Source organism: Pasteurella sp. WM03, from assembly GCF_004570945.1.
Taxonomy (GTDB): domain Bacteria; phylum Pseudomonadota; class Gammaproteobacteria; order Enterobacterales; family Pasteurellaceae; genus Rodentibacter.
Genome location: NZ_SPPO01000003.1, coordinates 221443 through 239852 on the forward strand (window position 1 = coordinate 221443; position 18410 = coordinate 239852).

At 40.3% G+C, this 18410-nt stretch carries 19 protein-coding genes; 5 read left to right on the forward strand and 14 right to left on the reverse strand.

Annotated features, from left to right (window positions below):
* Positions 1-43: 43 nt before the first annotated feature.
* From pepP to E4T92_RS05055, 4 genes are all read right to left on the reverse strand, one after another.
* Positions 44-1339, reverse strand: a complete 1296-nt coding sequence (gene pepP / locus E4T92_RS05040) for a Xaa-Pro aminopeptidase (protein ID WP_135093677.1) — start codon at positions 1337-1339, stop codon at positions 44-46.
* Positions 1340-1396: 57 nt separating this feature from the next.
* Positions 1397-1945, reverse strand: coding sequence for a YecA family protein (locus E4T92_RS05045; protein WP_077542575.1), 549 nt, complete (start codon positions 1943-1945; stop codon positions 1397-1399).
* A 113-nt stretch (positions 1946-2058) separates the two neighbouring features.
* Positions 2059-3702 (reverse strand): chaperonin GroEL, encoded by a 1644-nt coding sequence (gene groL, locus E4T92_RS05050; protein WP_077542576.1) that lies wholly within the window; start codon positions 3700-3702, stop codon positions 2059-2061.
* A 72-nt stretch (positions 3703-3774) separates the two neighbouring features.
* Entirely contained in the window at positions 3775-4065 is a 291-nt protein-coding gene (locus tag E4T92_RS05055; protein ID WP_135093678.1) for a co-chaperone GroES, read from the reverse strand.
* 218 nt (positions 4066-4283) lie between these two features.
* On the opposite strand from E4T92_RS05055, the gene aspA reads away from it, so the two are divergent.
* Positions 4284-5702: an aspartate ammonia-lyase gene (gene aspA / locus E4T92_RS05060; protein ID WP_135093679.1), complete on the forward strand. Its 1419-nt coding sequence runs from the start codon at positions 4284-4286 to the stop codon at positions 5700-5702.
* Between the two features lie 265 nt (positions 5703-5967).
* Here aspA and rplA read toward each other — a convergent pair whose 3' ends face one another.
* From rplA to lysM, 8 genes are all read right to left on the reverse strand, one after another.
* On the reverse strand, positions 5968-6657 hold the full coding sequence (gene rplA, locus E4T92_RS05065) for a 50S ribosomal protein L1 (protein ID WP_077542579.1): 690 nt from the start codon (positions 6655-6657) through the stop codon (positions 5968-5970).
* A gap of 4 nt (positions 6658-6661) precedes the next feature.
* Positions 6662-7090 (reverse strand): 50S ribosomal protein L11, encoded by a 429-nt coding sequence (gene rplK / locus E4T92_RS05070; RefSeq protein WP_007241834.1) that lies wholly within the window; start codon positions 7088-7090, stop codon positions 6662-6664.
* A gap of 250 nt (positions 7091-7340) precedes the next feature.
* On the reverse strand, positions 7341-7898 hold the full coding sequence (nusG, locus tag E4T92_RS05075) for a transcription termination/antitermination protein NusG (protein WP_077542580.1): 558 nt from the start codon (positions 7896-7898) through the stop codon (positions 7341-7343).
* A gap of 1 nt (position 7899) precedes the next feature.
* Positions 7900-8313, reverse strand: a complete 414-nt coding sequence (gene secE / locus E4T92_RS05080) for a preprotein translocase subunit SecE (RefSeq protein ID WP_135093680.1) — start codon at positions 8311-8313, stop codon at positions 7900-7902.
* Positions 8314-8455: 142 nt separating this feature from the next.
* Positions 8456-9694 (reverse strand): ATP-dependent protease ATP-binding subunit ClpX, encoded by a 1239-nt coding sequence (clpX, locus tag E4T92_RS05085; RefSeq protein ID WP_077542582.1) that lies wholly within the window; start codon positions 9692-9694, stop codon positions 8456-8458.
* Positions 9695-9703: 9 nt separating this feature from the next.
* Positions 9704-10285, reverse strand: coding sequence for an ATP-dependent Clp endopeptidase proteolytic subunit ClpP (clpP, locus tag E4T92_RS05090; RefSeq protein ID WP_077542583.1), 582 nt, complete (start codon positions 10283-10285; stop codon positions 9704-9706).
* Between the two features lie 113 nt (positions 10286-10398).
* Positions 10399-11697 carry a trigger factor gene (gene tig, locus E4T92_RS05095; RefSeq protein ID WP_135093681.1) on the reverse strand — a complete coding sequence of 433 codons (1299 nt, stop codon included), beginning with the start codon at positions 11695-11697 and terminating at the stop codon, positions 10399-10401.
* 216 nt (positions 11698-11913) lie between these two features.
* Positions 11914-12354 (reverse strand): peptidoglycan-binding protein LysM, encoded by a 441-nt coding sequence (gene lysM, locus E4T92_RS05100; protein WP_135093682.1) that lies wholly within the window; start codon positions 12352-12354, stop codon positions 11914-11916.
* A gap of 168 nt (positions 12355-12522) precedes the next feature.
* On the opposite strand from lysM, the gene E4T92_RS05105 reads away from it, so the two are divergent.
* Positions 12523-13353, forward strand: a complete 831-nt coding sequence (locus E4T92_RS05105) for a neutral zinc metallopeptidase (RefSeq protein ID WP_135093683.1) — start codon at positions 12523-12525, stop codon at positions 13351-13353.
* Between the two features lie 47 nt (positions 13354-13400).
* Here the strand turns inward: E4T92_RS05105 and hslU are convergent, their stop codons facing one another.
* Together hslU and hslV are read right to left on the reverse strand one after the other, a co-directional pair.
* The gene (gene hslU / locus E4T92_RS05110; protein ID WP_135093684.1) at positions 13401-14735 is read right to left on the reverse strand and encodes an HslU--HslV peptidase ATPase subunit; all 1335 of its coding nucleotides are present in this window, start codon (positions 14733-14735) and stop codon (positions 13401-13403) included.
* A gap of 10 nt (positions 14736-14745) precedes the next feature.
* Positions 14746-15273 (reverse strand): ATP-dependent protease subunit HslV, encoded by a 528-nt coding sequence (hslV, locus tag E4T92_RS05115; RefSeq protein ID WP_059365982.1) that lies wholly within the window; start codon positions 15271-15273, stop codon positions 14746-14748.
* Between the two features lie 180 nt (positions 15274-15453).
* On the opposite strand from hslV, the gene E4T92_RS05120 reads away from it, so the two are divergent.
* From E4T92_RS05120 to E4T92_RS05130, 3 genes are all read left to right on the forward strand, one after another.
* Complete coding sequence (locus E4T92_RS05120; RefSeq protein ID WP_135093685.1) at positions 15454-17058, forward strand: DNA recombination protein RmuC; 1605 nt, start codon at positions 15454-15456, stop codon at positions 17056-17058.
* Positions 17059-17139: 81 nt separating this feature from the next.
* Positions 17140-17694 carry a TIGR00645 family protein gene (locus E4T92_RS05125; RefSeq protein WP_077542944.1) on the forward strand — a complete coding sequence of 185 codons (555 nt, stop codon included), beginning with the start codon at positions 17140-17142 and terminating at the stop codon, positions 17692-17694.
* The gene (locus E4T92_RS05130; RefSeq protein WP_135093686.1) at positions 17694-18374 is read left to right on the forward strand and encodes a pseudouridine synthase; all 681 of its coding nucleotides are present in this window, start codon (positions 17694-17696) and stop codon (positions 18372-18374) included. The genes E4T92_RS05125 and E4T92_RS05130 overlap by 1 nt, the downstream gene beginning before the upstream one ends.
* Positions 18375-18410 lie beyond the last annotated feature (36 nt).

The window sequence follows — 18410 nt, forward strand, 5'->3', positions numbered from 1 at the left end:
ATTCTCAAAAAAACTTGCTCTCGATCACATTTTGAGAAATTGTTCATTTTTTTTGCATTAGATTTTCAATAGCATCAATCTCTTTTGGTACGGCTGCTGTTAAGATTTTATTGCCATATTCCGTTATAAGTAAATTATCTTCAATACGCACGCCAATACCTCTATATTGCTCCGGCACCTTCGCGTCTTCGGAGATATACAACCCCGGCTCAACGGTGAGCACCATACCGACTTCTAGGGTTCGGCAACGTTCTTCGCCATATTCCCCCACATCGTGCACATCTAAGCCCAGCCAATGCCCTAACCCGTGCATATAAAATTGGCGATAGGCTTTTTGTTCTATCAACGACTCGACATTTCCCTGTAATATGCCTAAGTCGACTAATCCTTGTACTTTAATACGGATCACTTCATCATTCACACTTTTAATTGAATTACCCGGTACCAATAATTCTATCGCACGTTTTTGCGCTTTCAGTACTAAGTCATAAATCTCACGCTGAGCTTGAGTAAATTTGCCATTTACAGGAAACGTACGGGTGATATCACCTGCATACATCGCAAACTCACATCCTGCATCAATTAAAACTAAATCACCCTCTTTCAGTGGTTGATCATTTTCTGTGTAATGCAAAATACAGGCATTATCCCCCCCAGCGACAATGGAATTATAAGAAGCAAAACGTGCCCCATGACGATTAAATTCATGCAAAATTTCACTTTCAATTTCATACTCAAAGCGATTAGGGCGGGTTTCTTGCATTGCTTTGATATGCGCTAATGCAGTAATTTGTCCGGCTTGTTGCATTAATCGAATTTCATTAGGGGATTTAATCAAGCGCATTTCACTAATGATAGGACGCCAATCTAAAATTTCAGCAAAATTAACCGCACTTTCTGACAGTAATTTGTCTCCCCACAAATGAAGCTCCGGCGCATAGTAAAGTGCGGTCAGATTTTCAGTAATTTTAGGAAAAACGACATTAAAATCATCAATAGAATATGCCTCATTTATATTGAGTTTTTCAGGGGCCCATTCTACGCCTAAACGACGGCCGTTCCAAGTTTCAAGTAAAGGATCTCGCGGTCTAAGAAGAATGATTGTTTTTTCAAATTGTTCGGTCTTCACCAATAGTAAGGCGGCATTCGGTTCATTAAAACCGGTTAAATACCAAAAGTAACTATCTTGGCGAAACGGAAAAGTACAATCATTATTACGACGTTTTTCAATTTCAGAAAACAGTAACAACGCTGAATTAGTCTGCATTTTCGCCAGCACTTTTTGACGGCGTTCTACAAATTCTTCTTGTGGCAATTCTGCCATATACGCTAGATCCATTTTTTTATCCTTTATATGAGCCGTTTAAGGGAGTAAAGATGTTATTTTACTGCTATTTTAGTGTAATAGTTGTTTTCCTACTGCTGACGATTGATTAAATTGAGTATAAAACAAGGTCGCAATCGTCCGAACATATTCAACGATCTCCTCAAGCGCTTCGGCCATTTCTTCTTCATCGTCATCTTCATCATACCCCAGTTGGCAAATATCATGTAAATCATCTACAGCCTCGGCAATTTCACCTTTTTCTCGATCCAAATACGGTTGTGCTAATCCTAAGCCAAGTAAAAAATGATTCGCCCATTCAGATAAACTATCTGCACGTGCAAATACATTATCATGTTCCACTAGCCCTAACTCAAAAGAAAAGCTTTCAACATCCGCCAATGTTTTAGAAATTATTTGATAAAGTTTAGTCACCGTTTCCAAAAGTATAGTCGGATAAGCATGATTCTCGTTGGTAAATTGGTAAACTAGCGGTTGCCAACTTTGGTCTTTGATACCACCACAAATTAAGCCACTTAAGAAACCGTGAAGTTCTGTTGCGTTAATACCTATGCCGTTGGATTTGAGTTGCTGATTAAGTTCGGTTTGAGAAATCGTCATTATTTATTTCCTTAGTAAAAAGGCTTTTCAGTGTAAACCTTTATCAATAAAAAAGCGATCGCTTTTCCAATGGAAAAACGACCGCCCTTTCTATCTTGTCATAGGAGGAAAAATTACATCATTCCGCCCATGCCTCCCATACCACCCATTCCGGCACCTAAATCTGCTTTTTCTTCTTTTGGAAGCTCAGTAACCATACACTCAGTGGTAATCATTAAGCCGGCTACCGATGCCGCGAATTGTAATGCTGAGCGGGTAACTTTTGTTGGATCTAGAATACCCATTTCCAACATATCACCATATTGTTCAGTGCTTGCGTTATAACCGAAGTTACCTTCTCCTGCTTTCACTGCACTAGCCACAACAGAGGCTTCTTCTCCGGCATTGGTGACAATTTGACGTAAAGGCGCTTCCATCGCACGCAATGCAAGTTTGATTCCCACATTTTGCTCTTCATTATCACCTTGTAGGCTTGCTGCCACTTTAGAGGCTGCACGCACCAAGGCTACGCCACCACCGGCAACGATACCTTCTTCCACTGCTGCACGGGTTGCGTGTAATGCATCATCTACACGGTCTTTTTTCTCTTTCATTTCCACTTCTGTTGCCGCACCAACTTTGATCACCGCAACACCACCTGCTAATTTCGCTACACGCTCTTGAAGTTTTTCTTTGTCATAATCAGAGGTAGATTCTTCAATTTGCTGACGAATTTGAGCTACTCGACCATTAATTTGAGCTTGCTCACCCACCCCATCAATGATAGTCGTGTTATCTTTGTTAATCACCACACGTTTTGCTTGACCAAGATCTTCTAATGTCGCTTTTTCAAGCTCCATACCAATTTCTTCAGAAATCACTGTACCAGCAGTTAAGATTGCAATATCTTGCAACATGGCTTTACGACGATCACCAAAGCCCGGCGCTTTCACCGCAGCCACTTTCACAATACCACGCATCGTGTTCACCACTAAAGTCGCAAGGGCTTCACCCTCCACATCTTCAGCAATAATTAGTAATGGTTTACCCGCTTTCGCCACCGCTTCTAATACAGGTAGTAATTCGCGAATATTGGCAATTTTTTTATCCACTAACAAGATATATGGATTATCCAATTCAACGGTTGCGGTTTCCGGTTTGTTAATGAAATATGGAGAGAGATAACCGCGATCGAATTGCATACCTTCCACAACCGCTAATTCATCTTCAAGACCGGTACCATCTTCTACCGTGATGACACCTTCTTTCCCCACTTTTTCCATCGCCTGAGCAATCAATTGACCCACTACGCTATCTGAATTTGCAGAAATCGTCCCCACTTGTTCAATTTCTTTTGAAGTTTCGCAAGGTTTAGAAAGGGTTTTAAGCTCAGAAACAACCGCACTTACCGCTTTATCAATACCACGCTTTAAATCCATTGGGTTCATACCCGCAGCCACGGCTTTTAATCCTTCGCTAACAATCGCTTGTGCAAGAACCGTCGCAGTCGTTGTACCATCACCGGCCGCATCATTAGCTTTAGAGGCAACCTCTTTCACCATTTGTGCGCCCATATTTTCAAATTTATCTTCTAATTCAATCTCACGTGCGACAGATACACCGTCTTTAGTGATAGTTGGCGCGCCAAATGATTTATCTAAAATCACATTACGCCCTTTCGGTCCAAGAGTGACTTTTACTGCGTCCGCTAACACATTCACGCCTTTCAACATTTTTGCACGAGCATCATTACCAAATTTTACGTCTTTTGCTGCCATTTTCTTCTTTCCTTTTATTATTTATACATCCGATTAAATGCATCTTAGGTGAGATTCCCACCCTACACTAAATTATTCGACAATCGCTAAAATATCACTTTCAGAAATGATTAAGACCTCTTCCCCATCGATTTTTTCACTTTTTGCGCCATAACCCTCATTGAAAATGATAGTGTCACCTACTTTTACATCTAAAGGCTGAATGGTACCATTCTCTAAAATGCGACCTTTCCCCATCGCCAACACTTTTGCACGAGTCGATTTTGTTGCAGCAGAACCGGTTAACACAATACCGCCTGCGGATAAGGTTTCCACTTCTTCACGTTTGATAATGACACGATCATGTAATGGACGAATATTCATTGTTAATTTCCTTCTAAAGTTTGAAATGCGTTTACTATAATAGGGTGCAAAATCGTCCTTTCAAGGGGAAAATAAAAAAATTTGCCCTAAAAAAACTAATGCGAAAAATGAAAATATGTCGTGATACCACATTTTAAAAATGTGATCTTTATCAATCTTTTTATTGCAGAAATTCCTATAATTAACACAAATTAACTAACCAATATAGGTGGATTAACATGGCTCAATTTAGAACAGAGGTCGATTTACTTGGTGAACGCGAAGTCCCTGCAGAGGCTTACTGGGGCATTCATACACTAAGAGCGGTTGAAAATTTTAATATTTCCAATGTCACTATTTCTGATGTACCGGAGTTTGTACGTGGGATGGTGATGGTTAAAAAAGCGACGGCTCTCGCCAACGGTGAATTAGGTGCAATTCCAACAAACATTGCAAAAGCCATTGTGGAGGCCTGTGATGAAATTCTGACAACAGGAAAGTGCTTAGATCAATTCCCATCGGATGTTTACCAAGGTGGAGCGGGGACATCGGTGAATATGAATACCAATGAAGTTGTGGCAAATCTTGCACTGGAAAAAATAGGTCACCAAAAAGGCGATTACCATATCATCAACCCGATGGATCACGTCAATGCCAGCCAATCGACTAACGATGCCTATCCAACAGGATTCCGTATTGCTGTTTATAACAGTATTTTGAAACTTGTCGATAAAATTCAATACTTACAAGAAGGTTTTGAAAATAAAGCAAAAGAGTTTAGCAACGTATTAAAAATGGGACGTACTCAATTGCAAGATGCCGTACCAATGACCGTTGGGCAAGAATTTAAAGCCTTTGCCGTATTGCTTGAGGAAGAAGTACGCAATTTAAAACGAACCGGAGAATTGTTGTTAGAAGTGAATCTCGGAGCAACTGCTATCGGAACGGGATTAAATACGCCACAAGGTTATACCGAATTAGTCGTCAAGCACTTGGCAAACGTAACGGGCTTACCTTGCACACCAGCAGAAAACCTCATTGAAGCTACCTCCGATTGTGGCGCTTATGTCATGGTACACGGTGCATTAAAACGTACTGCCGTGAAACTTTCTAAAGTATGCAATGACTTACGTTTACTTTCTTCCGGTCCTCGTGCGGGCTTAAAAGAGATCAATCTACCGGAATTGCAAGCCGGATCTTCTATTATGCCGGCTAAAGTGAATCCGGTGATCCCTGAAGTAGTCAACCAAGTCTGCTTTAAAGTGATTGGCAATGACACCACTGTCACCTTTGCATCTGAAGCCGGTCAATTACAATTGAATGTGATGGAGCCAGTAATTGGTCAAGCCATGTTTGAATCTATCGACATACTAACCAATGCCTGTGTGAACTTGCGTGATAAATGCGTGGACGGCATTACCGTCAACAAAGAAATTTGTGAAAACTATGTATTCAACTCAATCGGTATTGTGACTTACTTAAATCCATTTATCGGTCACCACAATGGTGACTTAGTGGGTAAAATCTGTGCCGAAACCGGTAAAGGTGTACGTGAAGTTGTGTTAGAGAAAGGATTATTAACGGCGGAACAATTAGACGATATTCTTTCCGTTGAAAACCTAATGAACCCGACTTACAAAGCGAAATTGAATAAATAGTTTCATAGAATGATAAATGAAGTGCGATTAAAATTCTTAACGGATTTTAACCGCACTTTTTTATTCTTTTCAACATTAACCCCATATGAGCTGATGAAAATCCCGATTATCTGATGTTTAGAGCAATCCAAGAATTTTTTAGAATGAATATTTTATTATTTAATTACAATTTATCTATTCAAGTTGGAACTTTGATAAAAAATAGACAAAAGAAAACCGCACTTCAATAAAAGTGCGGTTAAATTTTTCAGAGTGTTAGTCACAATTATAGTGATGCTTGGTCAACTGCGACACCTGCACCCATAGTAGTAGAGATGCTGACTTTCTTAATGAAGATACCTTTTGCTGTGCTTGGTTTTGCCTTTGTTAAAGCTGCCAATAATGCTTGAAGGTTTTCTTTTAATTGTTCTTCAGAGAAGTTTGCTTTACCAATGGTGGTGTGGATGATACCGTTTTTATCGTTACGATAACGGATCTGACCAGATTTCGCATTTTTTACTGCTTCAGCAACATTTGGTGTTACAGTACCAACTTTAGGGTTTGGCATTAAACCACGTGGACCTAATACTTGACCTAATTGACCTACAACACGCATTGCATCAGGAGAAGCGATAACCACATCAAAGTTCATTTCACCTTTCTTGATTTGCTCTGCTAAATCTTCCATACCCACTAAGTCAGCACCCGCTGCTTTTGCCGCATCTGCGTTTGCGCCTTGAGTGAATACAGCTACGCGAACTTCACGACCTGTACCATGTGGTAACACGGTTGCACCACGCACGTTTTGATCAGACTTACGAGGATCAATACCTAAGTTTACTGCAACATCAACGCTTTCAACGAATTTAGCGGTTGCGAATTGTTTTAATAACGCAATTGCTTCGTTGATTTCATATGCTTTAGTAGAATCTACGCCAGCTTTGATTGCTTTCATTTTTTTAGTCAATTTAGCCATCGTATTATTCCTCCACCACTAAGCCCATAGAACGAGCAGTACCAGCGATTGATTTCATTTTGGTTTCAATAGTCGCACCAGTCATATCTGCTGCTTTAGTTTCAGCAATTTGACGGATTTGATCTAAAGTTACTTTACCCACTTTGTCTTTGTTCGGCTTACCAGAACCAGATTTGATGCCTGCTGCTTTTTTCAATAATACGGCAGCCGGTGGAGTTTTAGTAATAAAGGTAAATGAACGGTCAGCATAGACAGTGATAACAACAGGAATCGGTAAACCCTTCTCTAAGCTCTCAGTACGAGCATTAAATGCTTTACAGAATTCCATAATGTTTACACCTTGTTGACCTAATGCCGGACCAACCGGTGGTGATGGGTTTGCCATACCCGCTGCAACTTGCAACTTAACGTAGGCTTGGACTTTTTTTGCCATTTTAGTTTTCCTCTAATTGGGTCATAGCGCTATAAATAGCTCCCCGATGATTTCGACACTGTTCATAAAAGATACTGTGTCATACAAAAATATAAGCCGATAAACGGCTTATAAACAGGTTGCGGATTATATAAAAAGGGCGATTGCTTTTCAAGCAATTCAAATAAAAACATAGGAAAATTGCTAAAAAACAACCGCACTTTAAGAATAAAAATGCGGTTATAGTTCAATATAATTGGAAAAATTGAGATTAGAGCGTTTTTTCCACTTGACCAAATTCCAACTCAACCGGTGTTGCACGACCAAAGATGGAAACAGATACTTTCAATCGACCTTTTTCATAATCGACTTCTTCTACCGTGCCATTGAAATCAGCAAATGGTCCTTCCGTAACTCGAACTTCCTCACCCGGGTGATATTCGTTACGGTGGCGAGGTTTATCCGCAGTTTGCTCTAAACGGTTTAAAATAATGTCTGCCTCACGTTTAGAGATCGGAGCGGGTTTGTCTGGCGTTCCACCAATAAAGCCCATTACGCGTGGGACACTTTTCACTAAGTGCCACGTATCATCATTCATTTCCATTTCAACAAGCACATAGCCAGGAAAGAATTTACGTTCACTTTTGCGACGTTTGCCCGCAACATTTTCTACAACTTCTTCAGTAGGCACTAGCACTTCACCAAACTGATCTTCCATTTGGTGCTGTTTAATATATTCACGTAAAGTCAATGCAACACGGCTTTCAAAACCGGAAAACGCTTGTAGTACATACCAACGTTTTTTTGATACTGTTGTTTCTTCCGTCATTTTAGAATCTCAAATCGGTTAAGAAGTTAATAATTGATACGATAATAGAGTCTGTCGCCCAGAAAAACAATGAGGCCACGACAGTCACCCCCATGACAATTAACGTCGTTTGACGCGTTTCTGAACGAGTCGGCCATACCACTTTACGCGCTTCATTTTTTGCTTCTTTAAAGAAATGACGCGCTTTTGTACCCTGATTCGTGATCGCAGCAAAAACAAATGCTAAGACAAGCACAATCGCCATACCAATCACCCGAACGGGCGCTGAATAAACTTTTTGGAAATAAACATTACCAATCGCCGCGACGGCGAAGAAAACAGCCACTAAGACCCAAAGCAATGTGTTTAGACCTTTTGATTTATCTTCCATCGGCTCTTCTGTTTTTTTCTTTTTATCAACAATTTCAGTTGCCATAATTGAATCCGTTTAAAAAGAGGGGGTTAAGAATGAATTAGGAACGTGCGATTGTAGCATTTTCTTTTTAGATTGCCTATTGAAAAATAAAGAACATCAAAATAATAAAAAAATCAACCGCACTTTCTTACTTAAATAAACCTTAAGAATGATAAACCAATTTCGGTGCCTGATCTTCAAGCACACTAGCTTCATCAACAACCACTTTTTCAAGGTTCTCAATAGAAGGCAAATCATACATTGTATCAAGTAATAAGGTTTCAACAATTGAACGTAAACCTCTAGCACCGGTTTTACGCTCAAGTGCTTTTTTAGCCATCGCATTCAATGCTTCAGGGGTAAACTCTAATTCCACCTTTTCTAAACCAAACAATGCTTGGAACTGCTTGATTAATGCATTTTTAGGCTGTGTAAGAATTTGTACCAATGCCTCTTCATCTAATTCACTTAGGGGGGCAATCACCGGTAAACGTCCAATAAATTCAGGAATTAATCCAAATTTCATTAAATCGTCCGGCTCCACTTGACGGAATAATTCAGACAAAACTTGATCTTCTGCCTCTTTCTCCACTTTTGCATCAAAACCAATACTTGTTGCAGTTTGGGTACGCTTAGAAATAATTTTGTCTAATCCTGCAAATGCCCCACCACAAATAAACAAAATTTTTGACGTATCCACTTTCAACATTTCTTGTTGAGGATGTTTACGCCCCCCTTGTGGAGGTACTGATGCTATCGTTCCTTCAATCAGTTTTAATAACGCTTGCTGTACGCCTTCACCCGACACATCACGCGTAATTGATGCCCCTTCTGATTTACGGCTAATTTTATCAATCTCATCAATATAAATGATGCCTTGCTCTGCTTTTTCAGTATCGTAATCACAATTTTGTAGCAGTTTTTGGAGCACATTTTCAACATCCTCTCCAACATAACCCGCCTCAGTCAAAGTGGTAGCATCAGCCATCGCAAAAGGCACATTCAATTGACGAGCCAAAGTTTGCGCAAGCAGTGTTTTACCACTCCCTGTCGGCCCAATCAGTAAAATATTACTTTTACCTAACTCTACTTCATTATTTTCATGATTGGAGCGTAAGCGTTTATAGTGATTATACACCGCCACAGAAAGCACTTTCTTCGCATAATCCTGACCAATCACATAATCATCTAAATGCGCACGAATTTCATGAGGTGTCGGCAGCTTGATCTCATTTTCAACCACATTTTCGCTCCCCTCTTCATTATTGTCTTCCAACATTGAATGACAGAGCTCAATGCACTCGTTACAGATGTAGCCCTCTGTTCCGGCAATCAATTTATCAACTTCGCTTTTTTCTTTGCCACAAAAAGAGCAATGTAAATCTTTATGTTCTGTTGTCATCTTCAATCCTTAACGTTTAATCAACACCTCATCCACTAAGCCATAGGCTTTGGCTTCCTCAGCAGACATAAAATTATCACGATCCGTGTCTCGTTCAATTCGTTCAATACTTTGTCCTGTATGAAATGCTAAACGATCATTTAAGGTATGTTTAATTTTCAAAATTTCTTGTGCGTGAATCTGAATATCCGATGCCTGACCACGATATCCACCTAGAGGCTGATGAATCATCACTCGTGAATTCGGCAAAGCCGCCCGTTTACCGGCCGTTCCTCCGGCTAATAAGAAAGCGCCCATAGAACACGCCTGACCGATACAAAGTGTACGTATATCTGATTTAACAAATTGCATCGTATCATAAATTGCCATTCCGGCAGTTACAGAGCCTCCAGGGGAATTAATATAAATATTGATGTCCTTTGTCGGATCTTCCGACTCTAAAAACAATAACTGGGCAACAATTAAATTTGCCATGCGATCTTCCACTTCACCTGTTAAAAAAATCACACGCTCTTTTAATAAACGGGAATAAATATCGTAAGAACGCTCGCCACGTGAAGTTTGTTCTACGACCATAGGAACTAATGCCATTTTCTCACCTATTATTATGTCTAAAAATTCTGAATATTCTACCTGAAACCGCTACAAATAAAAATGCGGCCGTTCTTCTAAAAATAACGACCGCACTTTTTAATCAATGAAAATTAAGCTTGTGGATTCATAATTTCATCAAATGAAGATGCTTTTTCGGTCACTTGTGCTTTTGCAAGAACCGCATCAACCGCTTGTTCTTCTAACACAACATTGCGAATATTATTCATTAACTCTTCATTTTTACTGTAATATTCAACCACTTCAGCCGGTTGTTCGTAGGCAGAAGCAATATCTGAAATCATGGTTTTAACACGTTCCTCATCAGCTTTCAATTCGTTTGATTTGATTACTTCAGAGAATAATAAACCGACTTGAACACGGCGCTTCGCATCCGCTTCAAATAATTCACGTGGTAATTGTGCAGCCTGTTGAGTATTACCACCAAAACGTTGCGCCGCTTGGTTACGTAACACGTTAATTTCTTCTTCAACAGCGGAAGATGGTACGTCAATCGGATTTTGTTCAATTAAACCGTTGATAACTTGTTGTTTCACGCGAGAAACTAAGGCATTTTTCAATTCACGTTCCATATTTTTACGGATTTCTGCGCGTAAATCTTCAACGGTTTTGGTATTAGGACCAAATTTAGCCACAAATTCATCGGTTAACTCAGGCAATACCATGTTTTCAACTTTTTTCAGAGTAATGGCGAATTTAGCCGCTTTACCTTTCAAATTCTCCGCATGATATTCCGCAGGAAAAGTCACATCAATATCAAATTGCTCACCGACTTTATGACCTACGATACCCTCTTCAAAGCCCGGGATCATACGACCTTGTCCCATGAATAAAACGAAATCGGAGGCTTTTCCGCCCTCAAACTCTTCGCCATCAATAGAACCGATAAAATCAATTGTTACACGATCATCTGCTTTTGCCACATCTTGGCTTTCCGCCCAAGTTGCTTGCTGTTTACGTAACACATCGACCATTTTATCAATGTCTGCATCTTTAATTTCAACGGTTGGTTTTTCAACTTTGATATTTTCTAAACCTTTTAATTGCACTTCCGGATACACTTCAAAAGTAGCGTTAAATACCAAATCTTTGCCTTGTTCAAAGGTTTCGATTGCAAAAGTCGGACGACCTGCAATATTAATTTTCTCTGCAATCACCGCATCAAAGAAATGGCGTGGTAATAAATCGTTTAATACATCTTGACGAATTGATGCGCCAAAACGTTGTTCAATAATGTGCGCAGGCACTTTACCTTTACGGAATCCATCCACACGCACATTTTTTGCCGCACGTTTAAATTCTTCACGTGTTGCCTTTTCAACAGTTTCCGCAGGAACGGTGATAGCCACACGGCGCTCTAAACCTTGGGTTGTTTCAATATTTAATGACATTTGTAACCTCAATTTATTTTTGCGCTCGGCCAAACTCTCACCGAACACGTTGTTAAAAAATAATAGCGATAAAAAACTGGCGAATTATAACGAAATAAAATCAACCAGTCGATAGAAAGTCAATAAACCGCCTCAAATCCATCCTATTTTGACGAATTTATCAACAATTTTTAGCAATAAAAAAGTGCGGTGGAAACTGACCGCACTTTTAAGTTCTTATAAATCTTTCGGCAAGCGAATTTTTTGCCCTGGGAAAATTTTATCCGCGTCTTTAATCACCTCTTTATTGGCTTCAACAATCGCGGTGTATTTTGCCCCGTTACCATAAGTTTTTTCTGCAATTTTCCAAAGGGTATCACCTTTTTGAATCACATAGAAAGTATCGTCAGAGGCTAAAGTTTCACCACTACTGATGGTAGCATCGCTGGTAACGGAAGTAATCCCCTGAATGTTTCCCGCCATTAACACCGCTTTTTCCAAAGCAGCGGCAGTAGAAGCCACACCTTGAATATTTGCCACTCCATTTTCAACGGTCACAGAAAGATTTTCTACACCGGGATTATCTTCTGCGATGTGCTCAGTCACCGCTTTTGATGCTTCTTCCTCTTTAGAAAAAAGTTTTCTGCCGATATCGCCAACAAAATCAAATAAGCCCATTTTTACTCCTTTTCAGTTGTGAATTTCGTCCCCTACAATACTGAAAAATAATGAGGAAGTCCATAAAACACTGCGTAAATACTTGTAAATCTTTCAGCAAAAAGGCTTTAAAGCTGACCGCACTTTGGTAGAATGCACTCATTTTTAATCATAGGTAAAGAGGCGATTATGCGTTGGCAAGGTAGAAGAGAGAGTTCAAATATTGAAGACAGACGGGGTTCCGGTGGTAATTTTGGCGGAGGAAAAGGCACCGGTATTTTAGGATTTATTATTTTATTGGTCGGAGCTTATTATGGCGTTGATTTATCCGGTTTGGTCGGTACGCCTGATTTTTCAGGTCAATCCTATCAACGATTAGAAACCCAAGAGGAACAACAACTTGCCGGTTTATCAAAAGTCGTGTTAGCCGATACCGAAGCCGTGTGGGGAAATTACTTCAAACAAATGGGTTATCAATATCAAGAACCCGTAATGGTATTATACAGCGGCGCAACCTCTACAGCTTGTGGTACGGGACAAGCGGCAATGGGGCCGTTCTACTGCCCGAATGATCACAAAGTTTACCTCGATCTCTCTTTTTATAATGATATGAAAAATAAATTGGGCGCGGCCGGTGATTCAGCATTTGCCTATGTTATTGCTCACGAGGTAGGGCATCATGTGCAAAACTTACTCGGCGTCTTAGGACAAGTTCACCGCGCACAACAAAGTACCGATCGCAAAACGGCTAATCAACTTTCAGTAAAATTGGAACTACAAGCGGATTGTTTTGCCGGTGTTTGGGCAAATCAAGCGGTGAAAAGTGGTTTATTTGAACGAGGAGACGAAGAAAAAGCCTTTAATGCGGCGGAAGCGGTGGGGGATGATCGCCTACAAAAACGCGGACAAGGCTATGTGGTTCCGGATAGCTTTACCCATGGCACCTCCGCCCAACGCCTAACTTGGTTTAGAAAAGGGCTACAAACGGGCAATCCGAGCCAGTGTGATACGTTCAATTAAAAAAGAAAGGTCTAGCGTTTGCTAGACCTTTTTCTCTTAAAAATTAATTAGAGAATAAAACGGCTCAAATCTTCGTTTTCGACAACTTCACCCAAGGCATCCGCCACGTAGGCTTCATCAATATTCACGGTTTGACCATTCATATCACTCGCATTAAAGGAGATTTTATCCATCAAACGCTCCATCACCGTATGTAAACGACGAGCACCGATATTTTCCGTTTTCTCATTGACACGGAATGCTGCTTCGGCGATTTTTTTCACCGCATCTTGGGTAAATTCAATATTCACCCCTTCCGTTGCCATTAAGGCTTTATATTGCTCGGTTAAAGATGCGTTAGGCTCTGTTAAAATTCGCTCAAAATCAGCCGCACTTAGGGCGGAAAGTTCCACACGAATCGGCAAACGTCCTTGTAATTCTGGGATTAAATCCGAAGGACGCGCCACTTGGAACGCACCGGATGCAATAAATAAAATATGATCCGTTTTCACCATACCATGCTTGGTGCTGACCGTTGAGCCTTCCACCAACGGGAGCAAATCACGTTGTACCCCTTCACGGGAAACATCCGCGCCGCTGTATTCACCTTTTTTGCAGATTTTATCAATCTCATCAATAAATACGATACCGTTTTGCTCCACTGCCTCAATAGCTTTTTGTTTCAATTCTTCCGGATTAATCAATTTTGCCGCTTCATCATCAATCAACGTTTTTAATGCGTCTTTGATTTTCATTTTGCGTTTTTTGGTTTTTTCGCTACCCAGATTTTGGAACATGGATTGCAACTGATTAGTCATTTCCTCCATGCCCGGAGGCGCCATAATTTCTACCCCCATGGAAACACCGGCGGACACATCAATTTCAATCTCTTTATCATCTAACTGACCTTCACGTAATTTTTTACGGAATGCCTGACGCGTACTGCTGTTGCTATCTTGGTTTTCAACCTCACCCCACTGATTTTTTGCCGGAGGTAACAGCGCATCAAGAATACGTTCTTCCGCCGCATCTTCCGCTTTCGCCCGATTTTTTGCAATTTCTTGTTGGCGAACCAATTTCATTGCGCTATCCGTTAAATCACGAATAATTGAATCGACTTCCTTTCCTACATAGCCTACTTCGGTAAATTTAGTGGCTTCAACTTTAATGAAAGGGGCATTGGCTAATTTTGCCAAACGGCGGGCAATTTCGGTTTTACCCACACCGGTAGGTCCAATCATGAGAATATTTTTAGGCGTAACTTCATGGCGTAACGGTTCTTGCAGTTGCATACGACGCCAACGATTACGAAGTGCAATAGCGACCGCTCTTTTGGCATCTGCTTGTCCAATAATATGTTGATCTAATTCAGAAACAATTTCTCGAGGTGTCATTTCAGACATAATATTTTCCTTAATTCGGTAATTCTTCAATAGTGAAATTGGTGTTGGTGAACACACAAATATCACCTGCAATTTTTAATGATTTTTCAACAATTTCACGAGCAGAAAGATCCGTGTTTTCAACTAACGCACGAGCAGCAGATAAGGCATAATTACCACCTGAACCAATCGCCAAAATTTGATCTTCTTCCGGTTGTACCACATCGCCGATTCCGGTGATAATCAGGCTTTCTTTTTCATCCGCCACAATCAACATCGCTTCTAATTTACGCAATGCCCGATCCGTTCGCCAATCTTTCGCCAATTCCACCGCACTTTTCAATAAATGCCCTTGGTGCATTTCCAACTTACGTTCAAACAATTCAAATAAAGTGAAAGCATCTGCCGTCCCACCGGCAAAACCCGCTAACACCTTGCCGTTGTATAAACGGCGTACCTTGCGTGCATTGCCTTTCATCACGGTATTGCCTAAAGAAACTTGTCCGTCTCCCCCTACCACCACTTGCCCATTACGGCGCACACTGACGATTGTTGTCATTCTTCTGTCCTTTTTTGAAAAAACTTGCCCGTTATATGGCGATAGGATTTGGAAAATTCAAGTGCCAATATACGTTGAACAAAAAATACGATAAAAAATGACCGCACTTTGCGCTTGACTGTGCCCCTCCCCCCAAATGTCTCCTTGTGGTAAAATTCGCAAAAATTTTGAGATTTATTTATGACAATGTGGATAACCCCCTCTTTTCTTACACTTCTTGGCATATCGCTTTTTATTCTTATTATTCTCTTTTTTCTACTGGCTCGCCGTATGCGTGATGTTCAAGAATTACAACAAGATTTGAATAAAACTAATCATGATTTTAACCAACTTGCCGAGCGTTTTGATTTGCTCAATCAACAAAAAAATCTTTTGGAACAGCGAGCGGTGAAAGCCCAAACAGAAAGCGAAGGGCTACAAATTCGATTAAACGAGCGTGATGAAAAAATTTCTTACCTTGCCAAAGAATTAGATGAAGAGCAGGCTCGCAATGAACAAATCGCCACGCAGCTCACTGCATTGAAAGAACGTTTTGGTATAGCCTCTGCACAGGTTGAGAGTTTACAAAGCCAACTACAACAAAGCCAGAGCCATCTCTTGCGTAAAGAACAAGAGCAACAAAATTTAACGGAAAAATTGACCGCACTTTCTCAAGAACTGACCGGTTTGAAAACCACTTTGGCAGAAAAAGAAAAACATTTTGCTGAACAGCAGCAAAATATTGAGCAATCGAAACAGCAACTTGGTATTGAATTTCAAAATCTCGCCAATCGTATTTTGGATGAAAAAAGTCGGTCTTTTAATCAAACTAACCAAACGGCCTTGGAAACCTTGCTTAAACCTTTCCGTGAACAAATTGAGGGCTTTCAAAAACGAGTGAATGAAATCCACTCAGAATCATTGAAAGGCAATGCCGGTTTAGAAGCTGAAATCAAAAAAGTGCTGGAAATCGGGTTAAATATGTCTCAAGAGGCAAATAATTTAACCTCGGCTTTAAAAGGTGAGAAGAAAACCCTTGGCAATTGGGGAGAAGTGCAATTAGAGCGAGCATTACAGCTTGCCGGTCTGGTTGAAAACGTTCACTATAGCGCACAAGCCCATTTTAAAGATGAGCAAGGTGGGCGTAATTATCCCGATTTTGTGCTGAATTTACCCGATGAAAAACACCTCATTATTGACAGCAAAATGTCCCTCATCGCCTATGAAAGTGCGGTCAATTCTGCGGATGATTTTGAACGTGAGCGTTTACTTCGAGAACATATTAAAGCCTTAAAAAATCACATAGATGATCTAAACAAAAAGGATTACAATAATTTAATCGGTATGCGTAGCCCAAATTTTGTACTGATGTTTATCGCTGTTGAACCGGCCTATATTGAGGCATTAAAACTGGATGCCAACCTCTTTAATTATGGTTATGAAAAAAACGTCATTCTGGTGTCGCACACAACCTTAATGCCAATTCTGCGTACAGTCGCCAACCTATGGCGTATTGAGCGAGGCAATGCGGAAGCGAAAGAAATCGCCGAAAAGGCAGGAGAAATTTATAACCAAATTTGCTTAGTCGCAGAACGTTTGAATAAATTAGGTAATACTCTATCAACTGTCAGCAATCAATATAATAGTACTGTAACCGCATTAGTCGGACAGCAAGGCTTATTTGGTAAAGTGGAGCGCTTTAAGGATTTATCCGCCAAAGCCAACAAGATCATGCCGAGCGTAGAATTATTAAATAATGACTTAGATTTAAGCCGTTTAACTCTAATCTCTCAAGAAAAAAAATAATCGCTATATTGCCATTTGTAAAAATGGTTGCTATTTTTTGGCGACTTTTTATTTATTGATAAACGATGTTAGGAAAGAAAAATGGAACAACAAAAACCTCAACCCGATCCCTATACAAAATATAATGAGCAATCCAGTACACTCGGTAAGATGATTTTTAGCAGTCGTTGGCTACAATTACCCATTTATTTAGGGCTCATTGTCGTACAGGGAATTTATGCCTATAAATTTATGAAATCCCTTTGGCACTTGATTACTCATGTTAATGAAATGGATTCCGAAACTATTATGTTAGCGGTCTTAAATTTGATTGATGTGGTGATGATTGCCAATCTATTAGTGATGGTCACACTTGGCGGCTATGAGATTTTTGTGTCCAAATTAAGAACCCGTAATCACCCTGATCAACCTGAATGGATGAGCCATGTTAATGCCACCGTGCTCAAAGTTAAACTTTCCATGTCAATTATCAGCATTTCATCCATTCATTTGCTTCAAACTTTTGTCAATGCGGCAAAAATTCCGGAAAAAACGATTATGTGGGAATTATTACTCCATCTTGGTTTTCTTGTATCAGCCATTGCTTTAGCATATACCGATAAAATTTTATACAGCACTAGCCACAAAAATCACTAATGATGAACAAAATCTGCACACGTAAAAACGCCAACAAAAAGACCGTTGGCGTTTCCTTTACCTTGCCAAAAACTCAATACTCAAGCGTGAAAAAAATCGCACAAATCCGAGTCATTCTTTTCAACAAACCTTTCAATGTGCTCAGCCAATTCACAGATGAGAATGAGCGGGCAACACTCAAGCATTTTATTCCAATTCCCCATATTTATGCTGCGGGACGATTAGATAGAGATAGTGAAGGCTTACTCATTCTCACCAATAATGGGGAATTACAACATCGCCTTGCCGATCCCCATTTCAAAACCGAAAAAACCTACTGGGTTCAAGTAGAGGGTGAACCCAATGAGCAAGACCTCATCCCTTTGCGTCAGGGTATCCAACTTAAAGATGGCATGACAAAACCGGCAAAAGTGCGGTTGATTCCTGCCCCCAATTTATGGGCTCGCACGCCACCTATCCGTGAACGAAAATCCATTCCCACCTCTTGGTTAGAGATAAAAATCACTGAGGGGCGAAATCGCCAAGTGAGACGAATGACTGCCCACATTGGTTTCCCAACACTGCGTTTGGTTCGTTACGCCATAGGAAAATTTTCCATTGAAGGGCTACCAAATGGCAAATATCGAGAATTATCTAAAAGGGAAATTGAGGAATTATTTTTCTGCCTCAAACTCAGCTAGTATCAATGCTAGCAACCCCGGATTCCAGAGTATTCT